This is a genomic window from Sphingobacterium populi (assembly GCF_001586775.1).
In the GTDB taxonomy this organism is placed as follows: Bacteria; Bacteroidota; Bacteroidia; order Sphingobacteriales; family Sphingobacteriaceae; genus Sphingobacterium; species Sphingobacterium populi.
Genome location: NZ_LQXS01000001.1, coordinates 328,842 through 343,177, shown reverse-complemented (window position 1 = coordinate 343,177; position 14,336 = coordinate 328,842). Strand labels below are relative to the sequence as shown.

The 14,336-nt window shown below is 41.1% G+C and carries 10 protein-coding genes and 1 pseudogene; 5 read left to right on the top strand and 6 right to left on the bottom strand.

Going from position 1 to position 14,336, the window contains the following annotated elements; genetic code table 11:
• Positions 1 to 143 precede the first annotated feature (143 nt).
• Positions 144 to 1,325: an MFS transporter gene (locus tag A0125_RS01320; protein ID WP_066751045.1), complete on the top strand. Its 1,182-nt coding sequence runs from the start codon at positions 144 to 146 to the stop codon at positions 1,323 to 1,325.
• Between the two features lie 14 nt (positions 1,326 to 1,339).
• On the opposite strand, the gene A0125_RS01315 is transcribed toward A0125_RS01320, so the two are convergent.
• From A0125_RS01315 to A0125_RS01305, 3 genes are read right to left on the bottom strand one after another with little or no spacing between them, the layout of a single operon-like run.
• Complete coding sequence (locus tag A0125_RS01315; protein WP_066751043.1) at positions 1,340 to 2,671, bottom strand: hypothetical protein; 1,332 nt, start codon at positions 2,669 to 2,671, stop codon at positions 1,340 to 1,342.
• Positions 2,672 to 2,681: 10 nt separating this feature from the next.
• Entirely contained in the window at positions 2,682 to 4,670 is a 1,989-nt protein-coding gene (locus A0125_RS01310) for a hypothetical protein (RefSeq protein ID WP_066751041.1), read from the bottom strand.
• 17 nt (positions 4,671 to 4,687) lie between these two features.
• The gene (locus A0125_RS01305) at positions 4,688 to 5,374 is read right to left on the bottom strand and encodes a hypothetical protein (RefSeq protein ID WP_156472374.1); all 687 of its coding nucleotides are present in this window, start codon (positions 5,372 to 5,374) and stop codon (positions 4,688 to 4,690) included.
• Positions 5,375 to 5,854: 480 nt separating this feature from the next.
• Here A0125_RS01305 and A0125_RS01300 point away from each other — a divergent pair, with 480 nt between their 5' ends.
• The 4 genes from A0125_RS01300 to A0125_RS01285 all read left to right on the top strand — a co-directional run bounded on the left by A0125_RS01300 (position 5,855) and on the right by A0125_RS01285 (position 10,497).
• A complete protein-coding gene (locus A0125_RS01300) occupies positions 5,855 to 6,850 on the top strand; it encodes a fumarylacetoacetate hydrolase family protein (RefSeq protein ID WP_066751037.1) in 996 nt (331 codons plus the stop codon).
• Complete coding sequence (locus A0125_RS01295; RefSeq protein WP_197464714.1) at positions 6,847 to 7,701, top strand: flavin reductase family protein; 855 nt, start codon at positions 6,847 to 6,849, stop codon at positions 7,699 to 7,701. The genes A0125_RS01300 and A0125_RS01295 overlap by 4 nt, the downstream gene beginning before the upstream one ends.
• A 251-nt stretch (positions 7,702 to 7,952) precedes the next feature.
• A complete protein-coding gene (locus A0125_RS01290) occupies positions 7,953 to 8,906 on the top strand; it encodes a homogentisate 1,2-dioxygenase (protein ID WP_231863074.1) in 954 nt (317 codons plus the stop codon).
• 178 nt (positions 8,907 to 9,084) lie between these two features.
• Positions 9,085 to 10,497 (top strand): hypothetical protein, encoded by a 1,413-nt coding sequence (locus A0125_RS01285; RefSeq protein WP_066751035.1) that lies wholly within the window; start codon positions 9,085 to 9,087, stop codon positions 10,495 to 10,497.
• Positions 10,498 to 10,605: 108 nt separating this feature from the next.
• Here the strand turns inward: A0125_RS01285 and A0125_RS01280 are convergent, their stop codons facing one another.
• The 3 genes and pseudogenes from A0125_RS01280 to A0125_RS01270 all read right to left on the bottom strand — a co-directional run bounded on the left by A0125_RS01280 (position 10,606) and on the right by A0125_RS01270 (position 14,327).
• Positions 10,606 to 11,175 (bottom strand): gluconate 2-dehydrogenase subunit 3 family protein, encoded by a 570-nt coding sequence (locus A0125_RS01280; RefSeq protein ID WP_066751032.1) that lies wholly within the window; start codon positions 11,173 to 11,175, stop codon positions 10,606 to 10,608.
• A gap of 12 nt (positions 11,176 to 11,187) precedes the next feature.
• On the bottom strand, positions 11,188 to 12,612 hold the full coding sequence (locus tag A0125_RS01275; RefSeq protein ID WP_066751029.1) for a Gfo/Idh/MocA family protein: 1,425 nt from the start codon (positions 12,610 to 12,612) through the stop codon (positions 11,188 to 11,190).
• Between the two features lie 30 nt (positions 12,613 to 12,642).
• Positions 12,643 to 14,327: pseudogene (locus tag A0125_RS01270) on the bottom strand (GMC oxidoreductase).
• Positions 14,328 to 14,336 lie beyond the last annotated feature (9 nt).

Here is a 14,336-nt window from a genome sequence, read left to right as displayed (position 1 = left end):
CTGTAATTGTAACTACAAAAGTAATGCATATTAAATACTATCACAATAGCCAGTTGCTAGCACAATTATTTTTCATCAAATCAGATAGATAGTTTTGGCAATGTGTGCTTTTAATTAACTTTGCAAAACATCTATAAAACATCATGACGGTATCCAATGTGAACCAGCTTACGGCAGACATTCCGGTGAATAAAAGCAGAATTCGTCTCGCGGTTGCGGCTTTTTATTTTTGTCAAGGACTTGCTTTTGCCTCTTGGGCAAGTAGAATCCCGACGATAAAACAACATCTTGGACTTTCTGAAGCTCAATTAGGCACCGTGTTGCTGATGTTACCTATTGGTCAGTTGCTGACAATGCCTTTGTCAGGTAAGTTGGTTTCGAAGTATGGAAGTCACCGTCTTCTACCAGTAGTCGGCTTTTTGTACGTTGTCAATCTTTTTACCATTGCGCTTGCGCCAAATATGTGGACTTTAGCTCTTGCACTATTGCTCTTTGGTGTTATTGGTAATATGTGCAATATATCGGTAAACACTCAAGGTGTGCTGGCTGAAGGAATATATCAACGTTCCATTATGTCTTCTTTCCATGGTACATGGAGCATCGCTGGCTTTACAGGCGCATTGATTGGTTTGATATGCATGTCGCTAAAAATACCTATTGAAGCTCATTTTTTGATTGTAACGGCTATCGTGTGGTCCTTAAATCTAATTAACAAAAAATATTTAGCGCCACCAGCGGGCGTGCATACTAATCGCGGAGGATTTGCTTTTAAACCAGATAAATTATTGATCTCTTTAGGCGTAGTTGGCTTTTGCAGCATGGCTACCGAAGGTGCTATGTTCGATTGGTCTGGAGTTTATTTCGATGAAGTTGTGCACGCACCTAAAAGTTTAATCGTATTGGGTTATGCTGCATTTATGATAATGATGGCTTTAGCTCGTTTTGTCGGCGACAAAGCACTTTCAAGATTTGGCCGGCAACGTATGCTGCAAGGCAGCGGCATTTTAATGTTTGTAGGAATGGCTATCGCCGTGTCCTACCCTGCACTGATAACCAGTACAATAGGATTTATGTTAGTAGGACTTGGCGTCGCTTGCAACGTACCGGTAATTTATTCTGTGGCTGGCAAGCATCCGACCATTTCATCGGGTATGGCGCTGGCGATGGTTTCTAGTTTGAGTTATTTGGGGTTTTTGATCGGTCCGCCTTTAATTGGTTATATAGCAGAGTTATCTAGCTTACGCTTTTCTTACGGTGTTTTCTCTCTATTTGGCATTGTCCTATGCACATTATGCACTGTTTTGCCAGTCTTTAAAAAATCGTAAACTAAGTTAGTTGATCAACGGGTCAGCAATTGTTTAATGGGGTGAATATCTTCATTTTTGAAATCAATGCTTCCTGAGAAGTTAATGAATGCTTCTTTCTCGCGTGTTCCGGTAACCATGATTTGCTCAATTTTGGTAAACCACCAAGGCAAAGGCAAGGGTGCTTGCCATATTTCTGGCTGACGGTATCGCAGATAAAAAACATCTTTCTGTAGCGTAAGCTCTGCGAATCGGTTATCCTGTTCGGCGGTTGTCAGCTTTAGTAATTGCCCCGATTGCTGCTTATAAAATTTATAAAACATCTTCTCTGGCAAATACGACATAAGATGTGGCGAAGCTTTGAAAGATAGACTCAAATATGGCACGGTCTCCGTTTGAAGCGCACGTTGCTCCACCATTTCGAAATTCTCATCATAATCATAGCTGATAATAGTATCTGCCTGCAATACCGCATCATCTTTCCATTGCAGCTCCCAATAATTACCTAGATAAGGTTCAATGTCTTCCCACGACATGCCTTGATGGCGCAATATAGCTTGATGCTTTGATAACCAAGGCCTGATATCTGCATGCAATCGCATTGAAAGTATATTATCGTCTGGAAAAGTAACTCCTTGGGGCTTATTACTGAATCGATTTTCTTGGTCATTCATGTGCGCAGCTAGTTCGATATGTCCGGCATGAAAGTTTATACTCCAAAAATCTTCCTTTTTAGGTTGCCAAAAAACGACATCGCCGGTCGCTCCTGCGGGCTTATCTTTAGCTAGCGTAGCTATTTCAATAAAATGATCATCGCCCATCGAATTCATATATTGCCGCATCGTGTCGGCTAAGTCATCTTGCGCGGTAGGACTCCACGCTAAGACAACATGATTTCCATTGCCAACTGCAGATAGCGCTTTACTTGGCGACGTAGCTGACCATGTAGTCGAAGGATCGGCCTGCGAGTCTAATTGCAAGCCGATCAATGATAGTACCTGCTGCAAACGATTTACATCGTTCACTTCCAAAATGCTAAAATAGGCATCTTGTATAGCAGCAGTACTAAAAAAATAAATATTTGCTGGCAACGATAACCCCAGATTCCAGGGTCGAAGATTTTGTAATTCAGTCCGCTCGCTGGTATCCTGCGTTGCGCCAAAATAAGAACGCGGATTCCAAATTGCATTGCTGGCTAATTCACGCAAAATATGATCCGATTTGATCTCCAAAACAACTAGTGCATCGCGATGCACTAGTTGTGATTTTGCGCGTACCTGTCTGTACGATAAAAATAAGAATACTGCTAATGCAATTATGCCAATAGGCAGTACAATCCATCCTATAATCCGTACAGGCTTTCTCATATATTATTATCTATTTTATTACCAATTCGCTCATTAATCCAAATAAAAAGGCCAATGCGTTTCCTTTTCGATCAGGAAAATCTACCGAAAGCTCGGCCGAGATTTTATTTCGTTTTACACCCGATGATCTTAATACAAAGTCGCCATACTGCCCAAGTTCTTCTATCGTGGAACGCATACTTTGCGCTACAGGTATACCCATACGATCAAACAGTTCTGGAGCTCTTTTTGTGTTGAAAACAACAGAAAAGGCATCTTTATTAGCGATATTCATATATGCTTTATGTCCTTTTTGTCTAAATTTATTCATTTTGATTTCCTGCAATTTAGCCTGATTGGTACCTACATATACTATTCCGTCTTTGATCAGTAAATGCAGTTGTAGAGCCGATCCGTACGATTGAGGTAAGTTATATACACCGTCTACATTGTCAACTTTTAATTCCGATTCGCCTGCCTCCAATAAGTTTTCGAATATGCGTGTATCATCCGAAGAAAACATCCATAAGAAATCCGGCGCTTGCTCTATTTTAGTCTTCTCTACTTCTTCGTAGTTATAATCTTCATCGTAAACATAATCGGTGTAACTTACTTCGACAGGAGTGATACCGTGTAAGACCAGCAAGTTGTCGCCTTTAAAGACTTTAGCGATCGCCTTTTCGTCTAGAATGATATCGAAAAACAATGCCACGATATCAACATATTTGTCATACTTGCCTACCATAGGACCATAGTAGCGTTGAAAAATCTGCGGCATATATTTTATATAAGATTCCGTATCCATCTTGAAGGACATGAAACCTAGTATATCTCCATTTAAATGCGGGAGGAATTTACGATTCATTTTCTTGGAATAAATTGCCTTCAAATAGCGGCTCATTTCTTTATCCAATGAAGCATCACCACGAATCAGCAATTTTTTTCCCTGTACGACCAATTGTCCGCTGACCATCTCAACACCGTAATTCATTTTTGGCATCCTACCCATTCCGATGGCGCTATATAACAAGTGCGCTGGTAGGTAAGATTGATACAGTGCTCCAAAATCCTGAAGTCGAAGATCGGCAATCACATCATCTGCCATCTTCCCGATCTTGTATTGTTTGGCATACGAATCTAGTTTACCTGAAATGATACCTTCCATACGAATGTCAATCCACTGATTCATCAGAATGTGTATCATCGAGTCTCTTGATGCAGTGTAAAGACGGTAGTTTAAGTAATAATCATCAGCATACTCATCTTGCGCCAATATAGAGTCTACTTCATCATACGCATCAGACCATATTGGTGGTGCGGGTACAAATTCGATATTTGATGTATCAGACAATTCGGCTTCCATATTCCAATCATCAGCTACCTTTACTGTATCCGTGACCCAATCATCGTATTCGGTATATACAGAATCTGCCGGCGTAACGACCTCGTAAACATAATCATCATATTCAGCAGGATAATCATACGTGAAATCCTGGTTTACGGGTTCAGGAAGGCCATACCGTTCACGTATTTCTGGCATTTCAAAATAATATTCAACAAAATTGGCTCCTAATACATAAGCAGTATTATCATCCCAACTGAGTCGAATCGTACGATCTCTGTTGTAGATGCTTTTCAGGCCATTGACCGTTTCTATAGTACGATTTGCGCCTACCACTTTTTCGAAGTTATAAGCGTCCATTAGCGGAATCAAACTTCCAAAAAACTGAACGCTATCGGTAGATTGCATATAAAAATATGCTTTTGAGTCGTAGTCTATTCCCGAATCCTGCATCCAGTTTGTACTGCCACTACTAGCGGTGCTGATGGAGTCTAAAATGCCGACTTTCTGAAAAAATGCATCGACATCTGCGATATCCAAATGCTTGAATACTGCTTTTGTATTTATTGTGACAAGGACATTAGCTTCTGCCGGCACCTTGTGGATCAAATCCTGAGCTTGTACGTAGATGATAGTCTGTAATAGTACGAGCGTGGTTAGGATAGTTTTAATTTTCATAGGGTAATAGTGAAGATTTAATTGCTGAGTTGGATGTTGTTAGACAAGTTTATTTGGCCTTCTACGACTTGAAGCGCAGGCACTTTCAACATTACGGCCTTTTTATTGGAAGATATCTTTGCCTGCGCATTACTAACTGATCTGATGGGTTTATCAAATCGATAGATCGCTGAATAGTATGCATTATCAAAGCTTTTTTTGCTTTCAGGGCTCAAAGATTCTAATTTTTTCCTGGCTTCAGGACTGGGTTTGAATCTTCTTTCAAACACGCCCGATCCAGAATTAAAAGTGTAATTTGAATAGCCACTAATATTGACTTCCAGACGCTTAGATAATGCACTTGTAAAAGCATTGAGTGCTGCTACAGAACTGAATTCGCACGACAAGGTACCGACAAAATTGTTAAAATCTAGCGAATGTTGGACATTCGAGATACCCGGTGTTTTTTGCAGAATAGAAATAACGTTGTTCATTTCTCTACGAACATCTGCCTGCTTGGGAACTTTCATACCATCTACTTTATCCAATTGCATGAGCGAAGCGATCTTCGTTTTACTCTTGCTCATATTCATCGTCGCTTTTATAAAGCCAGTACCATTATTATGTACGGTAACGTCCTCCACAATATCAAAACAAGCACTTAGTGAAAGCGTGAAGCTTAGTAAAGTGAGCATCCGTACAAAGTAACCTATAGTGCGTTTCATATGAAGTAGATTTTGCCGTGTCCGCATCAAAATTTGCACCAAAGTATGATTAATATTCCTCAACATGAAGAATTGTCATTTGATACGATAGATTGAAAACGCATATCGGCGAATAAATGAAGATATATCTGGAAATACAGGTATGATCTGACCTTCAATTCAGATCGACCACGTACAGCCATCTCACGATATCGAGCGGCACCCGTTTTATCTACATTGCCTCTTATCCAATCAAAATATACGGATATGGAAATAAAATTTTTTCAATAATTAAATTTATAATTTCTTTAAAGAATTATATTTTAATAACAGGTTATTATTAGATTTGATATCAAGGTCACATTAGAAAACTTTATGACGATGGCTCCGGCTAGCTATTAGATCGTAAGTTGATCCTAAGTACAGAAAAGATCAATAGTAAAAATTGCAGTAGTACGACGACCAGAATGCACAAAAAACCAAAGGACAAAAAGTAGTATTATGAAGTTTGTAACGTTTAATAAAGAAGGAAAAAACAAGCTGGGGCTGTATGAAGACAACCTGATTATAGACCTACACAATGCTGACGCGACGATTCCTGATTCCATGGCTGCTTTTTTACAGGATTGGGATAGTAATTTAGCAAAAGCCAAAGTAATTGCGGAAAGAAATACGATTGATGGTATTCGAGCAGACAGCGTGGAATTAATAGCGCCTGTACCTCATCCGTCATCTTGTCGCGATGGTTACGCATTTCGGCAACATGTAGCAGCTGCAAGACGCAATCGTAATGTACCCATGATCGAAGAATTTGATCAATTTCCCATCTTCTATTTCACTAATCACCGCAGCGTTCAAGGCCCAGGGCAAATTCGATGTATGCCTGACCATTTCAAAAAATTGGATTTTGAGCTTGAGGTAGCCATTGTGGTATGCAGAGAGGGAAAGAATTTCAAAGCAGCAGAAGCCGAAAAATATATTGGCGGCTATATGATTATGAATGACGTGAGTGCACGTACGCTGCAAATGGAAGAGATGAAGCTAAATCTTGGACCGGCAAAAGGAAAGGATTTCTGTACGGTAATCGGTCCTTGGTTAGTTACTCCCGACGAATTGGAACCATACAAGACAGCAGCCAAACCGGGCCATACTGGTTTCAGCTATAATTTGAAAATGACTTGCGAGGTGAATGGTAAGCAAGTGAGTGCTGGTAATATGTCGGATATGGATTGGACTTTTAGCGAGATTCTGGAACGTTGTGCTTATGGAACATCAATCTATCCTGGCGATGTCATAGGAAGCGGAACAGTTGGTACGGGTTGTTTTCTGGAGTTGAACGGTACAGGTTTGCTAAACAACCCAAACTATATATCGCAGTGGCTTCAGCCTGGTGATACCGTTGAAATGTCGATCGACGGATTAGGTATTTTGAAGAATACCATTGTAGCAGAGGCGTGCGACTTATCCCTTTTGGATTTGAAAATGAAGACATCATGACGATAAATTTTCAAGATATCGATATCCGCGAGAAGCAGCATTTCTTGCAACATGCGATCGCTCCAAGGCCCATTTGCTTTGCGAGTACGATAGATCAGCTTGGCAATGTGAATTTGAGTCCATTTAGTTTTTTCAACGTATTCTCTTCTAATCCACCAATCGTCGTATTTAGTCCGTCACGTAGTGGCCGTACCAACACGCTAAAAGACACTTTTCTCAACTTAACACAAGTGCCCGAAGTCGGTATTAATATCGTGGATTACGATATGATTCATCAGGTGAGTCTTTCGAGCTGTGAATATCCTTCAGAGATCAATGAATTCCTAAAAGCTGGTTTTACGATGCAAGCGGCTGACGATATTAAACCGCCACTCGTCAAAGAAAGTAAGATAAAAATGGAATGCCGAGTTACGGACATTAAAGAACTTGGAGACGAAGGTGGCGCAGGTATTCTTGTCATTGCGGAGGTGCTAAAAATGCACATTGACGAAAATACATTGGACGATACGGGACATATTGATCCGCTAAAAATACGACACGTTGCCCGTATGGGAGGTGATTGGTACATCGATGTAAAGCCACCATATCTTTTTAAAATTCCCAAACCAGTAACAGCTTTAGGAATTGGAGTCGATAATTTGCCACGAAAAGTAATTGACAGTAAAATCCTGACGGGAAATCATCGCGGACAGCTGGCCAATATCGTTGCAATTCCAGATTGGGACGAGGATTTCGATGATTCCTTGGTGCTAAACACACATAATTCGGCAATCGATCGCCGAATTGCTGAATTATTGGATCAAGAAAAGCTTGAGGAAGCTTGGCAAATCATACTTCGCTGGGACACATAACTACTTGTCAATAACCATCACATAAACTAGATCATAATTATGCCACATTACCAAAAAAGAGGCCGTGTACCTTCTAAAAGACACACACAGTTTAGAAAGGAAGACGGTAGCCTATACTGCGAACAGCTTTTTTCGACCGAAGGTTCTCTAATGATTATACATTACTATATCATCATTATATTCCTACAGCGGTAACCCACGTGGAAGATCCAAAATGTTTAAAGCCAAACCCAGCGCCAAATAGTAATTTGATGAAATCCCGCGCATTATATGGCTTCCAAATCGAACCTGAACAGGATTTTTTGAAGAGCCGCAAAATTATCTTATACAATAACGATCTACATATCGCACTAGCTGCTCCCACAAAGGATGATCAAACTTACTTTTATAAGAACGCAGATGCCGATGAGGTAATTTTTATTCATGAAGGCAGTGGTAAAATAGTGACTCAGTATGGTGAGCTAAGCTTTTGCTATGGCGACTACTTGGTGATACCACGCGGGACTATTTATCAAATACATTTTGATAACGATGCCAATCGCCTGCTCGTTGTGGAGTCGTTTAGCCCAATCCGCTATCCAGATCGTTATCGCAGTAAGAATGGTCAATTATTAGAACATGCACCCTATTGTGAGCGCGATATCCGAACTCCAGAAAATTTGAAAGATTATGATGAGCATGGCGATTTCATAATTTACACAAAAAAAAGTAGCCTGCTTTACCCTATTCATTACGCCACGCACCCCTTTGACGTCGTAGGATGGGATGGTTGCAATTATCCTTACGCATTTTCGATACACGACTTCGAGCCGATTACGGGTCGGTTGCATCAGCCACCTCCCGTACATCAAACTTTTGAAGCGCACAATTTTGTGATTTGCTCATTCGTTCCACGATTATACGATTATCATCCTTTATCTATTCCTGCACCATACAATCATAGCAATATTGATAGCGATGAATTATTGTATTATGTAGATGGCGATTTTATGAGTCGTAGTCACGTAGAACGGGGAATGCTTACGCTGCACCCAGGCGGAATACCACATGGACCGCACCCTGGAACGGTAGAAAAAAGTATTGGTAAAACTAGTACTCATGAACTTGCCGTAATGATTGACACGTTTAAGCCATTGATATTAACAGAAGAAGGTCAGCAAATTGCCGATGAATCATACGCTAAAAGCTGGCATAAAGGTATTTAAACTTATTATTCTAGTACATGTAACTACGTTTACATACGGCTATCTGCAAATATATACTTGCAGATAGCCACAGGTTGTCTTCGGATATTCCTGCTGTTAGTTGATCAATCTCGAAATGGAAATTCATCACTAACTAATACATTCCTACGCTTTATTTTCACATAACTAACCAATTATAATGATGAAGATTAAATGCATAATAAATACTGCCCACCTGGGCATGATTATTTTGACGCTGACACAAACTACAAAAGCGCAAGATAGAGTTCAGCTATCGGACATGCCTCCTATAAACAATGAGGCTAAAAATGTAAACGAGTTGAGAATAGATCTTAACAATGACAAGTCGCAGTACATCCGATTTATGTTTTGGAACCAAGTATGGGTAAGACACAACGAAAACAATCCTGGTACGATCGTGAACAACAAACCAGAACGTTTTTCTACGGACGTCATTCTGCGAAGAACACGTGGTCTTGCTATGTTCAATCTTTCGCCCCGCTACCGCATGTTGATACATGCTGGGATGAATAACCAATCTTTTAATTCTGGAGGGCTTAATACAGGAACTGGTCCAAATGGAGCAGGCAGACGACCACAATTTTATGTACACGATGCATACAATGAGTATTCACTAGTACCTGAAAAAAATAATAATGGCGAGTTGAATGAATTTACACTTGTACTTGGTGCAGGCTTGCACGCTTGGAATGGCGTTAGTCGGTTGTATAGCTCAACTACAGTGGCAAGTCTTACATTGGATGCGATGCCAGCTCCTGCTATTATCGATCAGACCGATCAATTTGGCCGGCAGTTAGGAGTATTTACACACGGACGCTGGAATGACATCGCGTTTAGATTTGCGATCAACAAACCATTTGCAGCAGATCTTGTAGCAGAGGTCGGTGGCCCAGCAGTTGACAATAATCGAGATGGAAATTTCTCGTATAGTGGCTACGTAACGTATAATTTTCTGGAGCGGGAGCGACAAGAGTATTCAGCCTTTGTACAAAATTATCTAGGCAGTAAAAAGATCTTTAATATTGGAGCTGGTTTTTATAATGCAGCGAATGCCACGCAAACACAACCAACAGTGGGTAACTTTGAAAATCACTCGATTTCCATTGTGGGTGTAGATGCCTTTTTGGATCTTCCTATTGGACGCAGAGGCGCTGCAATAACCAGCTATGTGTCTTACACTAATTCCAAATTAGGCCCCAATTATTTACGGAATCTAGGATTGATTAATCCTGGATTAGAAGATCCCTCATTTACCGGACAACGAGAATTGGGTTTTGGCAATAGTCAAATATTTGCCGGAACGGGAGATTTCTGGTATTTACAAGCAGGCTATTTGTTTCCGAATTTTTTACCGATTCGATTGCAGCCTTTTGCCTCCATTTACTCTCGTAACTTCGAAGCCGTAAACGAGCGAGGCAATTCCTATCAAGCAGGCATGAATTTTCTGATTGACAATCACCGCACTAAGATCGTATTCCAATATGAAAACAGACCTATGTTTGATAACGAGACAAAATATATATTTCGACGAGGTTCGGAATACGTATTGGGCTTTCAGATCTTTTTTTAAAACCGCCAAATACCACAAGATTAGGGATAGGTGTAATCAGAAAAAACCTCCGAAAGATAACTTGTCGGAGGTTTTAAAATTAATATTCTGAATTAGCAGTAGGCAGTACTAGATTGCCCAGGCTTTATCTCCTTTTTTATAAGGAAAATCACCGTCATACCTGCCAGGAATCTTCACGTAGTTCAGCGCTTGTTTCATGCCAACTTCCGAGGTAAAAAACCCAGTCAGCGTCAATTGCTTGAGCATGGTGAAGAAATGATTAGCATCATCTTCCTTCTTGTTCTTTTGATATTCACTCGCTTCTTTGTCATACTCGTTGACAAATGCAAGTTGTTCTTCAGAAGAAAGCTGCTGAAAATCTTTTCCATGCTTTTCATTTGCACGGTCATCAATTTTAGCTAAACCTTCCATAAAAGATTTTTGATCTTCTGGCGAATAACAATCGCGTATCATAACAGGAATGAATTCACCTACACCGGCTTCTTTAGCCCCTGGCGTAGAAGTTTTCGGTAAGATAGCTTCTGCTAAATCACCTAAAAGATCCATCGTGTCTTTTTCAAAAAGTGAAGCGACTTCCTTAGACGCTGTTCTGGTACAGCCCTCTAAAAACAGGCTGCTACCGATCACGGCACCTCCCATCAGTAGTGCTACACGTTGAATGGCTTCTCTTCTATTCATGTTTATCTCTGTTTAAAACTTATAATTCATTTCCCATCCTGGGCGATACTCACGCTTCACGAATTGGTTAACCATATCAAAGTTGGTCACTTTCATATTGTCATTATCCCATAGCAACTTCAGGTTGCGGCCTGGATATTTCCCGTCGATATTCATATCTGCACCGCGAATTGCTAAGTTAGCCATTAACAAACATTCTGTCAAAGGTCCAGATATTTCGAATGGTGCACTCACCTCTTTGTTGCCATAGCCAGCAATACATGCTTCTACCCATTGTGCGTAGTGACCAGATGCTTGTCCTGGTACGCGCTCGTATTTCAAGGCTACTTGCTCTTTACGAGACGTAGGCAATAAACGCGCATTTTCACCATAGGTATCTGCCAATATTTTACCTTTTGTACCGATCATTAGGATACCATTTCCGCCATCTCCGAAGATTTCATTTGCTTCTAATTCTTCAGGACGTGCTGGTTGAATACCGCCATCCATCCAGTGTAATGTAACCGGTCCAGCAGTACGATCCGTCTTAGGAAAAGTCATTGTAGCATGGCTGGATGGAGGACAACTTTCTGGGAAAACCCCACGCTTGAACTCATCCACATATACGGTACCTACACTCGCGTGTACATCTTGTACGTATTGTAATCCTAAAACACTGAAAGGAACTTCTACTAAGTGACATCCCATATCACCTAATGCTCCGGTTCCATAATCCCACCATCCACGCCAGTTAAATGGCACTAAATGATCGACGTAATCTTTTTGCGGAGCTGTTCCTAACCATAGATCCCAATCTAATTCTTTCGGAATTTCGGCTTTCCCTTCCGGCCATTTGATTCCTTGAGGCCATACTGGACGATCTGTCCAACAATATACCGTATGCACATCTCCTACTAAACCTGCTTCGTACCACTCTTTTACTTGGCGAGTACCATCATTAGATGATCCTTGGTTACCCATTTGAGTAACTACTTTGTAGCGTTTTGCGGCATCCGTCAGTACACGTGCTTCCCAAATATCATGTGTTAGAGGTTTTTGTACATAGACATGTTTACCTAATTGCATTGCTGCTAGGGCATGAATGGCGTGGTTATGATCTGGTCCAGAAACAGAGACAGCATCAATATGTTTGTGCTCCTTATCGAGCATCTCACGGTAATCTTTATAATATTTTGCTTTGGGGAATCGGCCTCTAGTTCTTGCCGAACGGCGATCATCTACGTCACAAAGGAATGCAATCTCTGCTTTTCCGCTATCATAGAAAGATTTAATATCGCTTTCGCCTTTACCGCCTACACCGATACCAGCAACCATTAGCTTATCACTTGGTGCTACAAATCCCGATCCGCCCAATACATGACGAGGAACAATCGTAAAAGCTGCTGCTGCAACTGCAGCTTGCTTTAAGAAACTTCTTCTTGAATTCTTATCACTCATGTTTTTTAGTGTTTATTAGGTATGTTGTTTTTATAGATTTCCTTTTTTCAATTCACTAACTGCAAAATCTACAGCACGAGCCGTCAGTGCCATATAGGTCAACGAAGGGTTGACACATGCACCGGATGCCATAGCTGCTCCGTCGGTCACGAAAACATTTTTTGCATCCCAGACTTGGTTGTGTTTGTTCAACACGGAGTTGGACGGATCTGTACCCATGCGGGCAGTACCCATTTCGTGAATTCCTTGTCCGAAACCATATCCGCTATCGTATGTGTGCACATCTTTAACACCAACAGATTCCAACATCTCTTGCATCTCAGACATCATATCTGGTCGCATTTTTAGCTCGTTTTCTCTGATCTCCATATCCATCTTTAGTACCGGCAAGCCCCATTTGTCTTTAACCGTTTTATCCAAAGAGATTTTGTTTTCGTGATATGGAAGAATTTCGCCGAAAGCGGTAAAACCCACACTCCAATTTCCTGGTTCGGTCATAGCGTCTTTCCAAGCTCCACCGACTGACATCTCCGCAATTTCACCAGACCAACGCCCACGACTAGCAGCTCCTTGATAACCAAATCCACGGACATAATCGCGCTTCTTGTCGTCACCAGGTACGTTTTGGAATCTTGGCACATACAATCCTGTTGGGCGGCGGCCGTAATAGTATTTATCTTCGAAACCTTCCACACGCCCACTAGCTCCCAAACGGAAATGATGATCCATCGCATTGTGGCCCAACTCGCCACTGCTACTTCCTAGTCCGCCTTCCCATATATCGGTGGCGGAATTCATCAATACCCAAGTAGAATTAAATGCTGATGCACATACAAATACAATCTTTGCGTAATATTCATATGTTTTGCCAGTTTCTGCATCAACTATTTCGACACCTTTAGCTTTCTGCGTGTCTTTATCATATAAAATACGCGTAACGATAGAGAACGGACGCAAAGTTAGATTGCCCGTTTGCATTGCTGGAGGTAGTGTAGACGATTGCGTACTGAAATAAGCGCCAAAGTTACAGCCCAACCAACATTGGTTTGGTATTGACAGTTAACACGTCCATGATGTGGTACTGTGATATTGGCTGTACGACCCATAATGAAATGACGTTTGCCGCCGTAGCTTTTTTGAATACGGGCTGCAAGGTCTTTCTCTACGGCATTAAATGGCATGGCTGGCATAAATTCGCCGTCAGGCAATACATCTAAACCATCTCTGTTTCCAGAAATACCGGCCCATTTCTCAGCATAACTATACCATGGTGCAATATCTTTATAACGAATTGGCCAATCGGTTCCATGACCGTCTTTTAAGTTCGCTTCAAAATCAAGATCCGAAAAACGGTAACTTTGGCGACCCCACATCAAAGAACGACCACCTACGTGATATCCTCTGTACCAGTCAAAGCGCTTTTCTTCTGTATACGGACTCTCTTTTTCATTTACCCAGAAATCTAAATTTTTCTCGTTCAATGCATAATCCCGACGTAATACAGGATAGTCTTCTTCCATTTGTTTGGTGCGACCGCCACGGTGTTCGTATTCCCAAGTGTCCTTGTTCGCATGATAATCTTTCACGTGCTCAACATTGCGCCCGCGCTCTAGCATGATTGTTTTTAGTCCTTTTTCAGTCAGCTCTTTGGCTGCCCATCCGCCGCTGATTCCGGATCCTATAACAATTGCATCGTACGTATTACTCTGTACCATTATCTCTCT

Bases quoted from the DNA above. Each gene is read 5' to 3' on its own strand.
- A0125_RS01320 (WP_066751045.1), top strand. From the start codon at position 144: ATGACGGTATCCAATGTGAACCAGCTTACGGCAGACATTCCGGTGAAT.
- A0125_RS01315 (WP_066751043.1), bottom strand. From the start codon at position 2,671: ATGAGAAAGCCTGTACGGATTATAGGATGGATTGTACTGCCTATTGGC.
- A0125_RS01310 (WP_066751041.1), bottom strand. From the start codon at position 4,670: ATGAAAATTAAAACTATCCTAACCACGCTCGTACTATTACAGACTATC.
- A0125_RS01305 (WP_156472374.1), bottom strand. From the start codon at position 5,374: ATGAAACGCACTATAGGTTACTTTGTACGGATGCTCACTTTACTAAGC.
- A0125_RS01300 (WP_066751037.1), top strand. From the start codon at position 5,855: ATGAAGTTTGTAACGTTTAATAAAGAAGGAAAAAACAAGCTGGGGCTG.
- A0125_RS01295 (WP_197464714.1), top strand. From the start codon at position 6,847: ATGACGATAAATTTTCAAGATATCGATATCCGCGAGAAGCAGCATTTC.
- A0125_RS01290 (WP_231863074.1), top strand. From the start codon at position 7,953: ATGAAATCCCGCGCATTATATGGCTTCCAAATCGAACCTGAACAGGAT.
- A0125_RS01285 (WP_066751035.1), top strand. From the start codon at position 9,085: ATGATGAAGATTAAATGCATAATAAATACTGCCCACCTGGGCATGATT.
- A0125_RS01280 (WP_066751032.1), bottom strand. From the start codon at position 11,175: ATGAATAGAAGAGAAGCCATTCAACGTGTAGCACTACTGATGGGAGGT.
- A0125_RS01275 (WP_066751029.1), bottom strand. From the start codon at position 12,612: ATGAGTGATAAGAATTCAAGAAGAAGTTTCTTAAAGCAAGCTGCAGTT.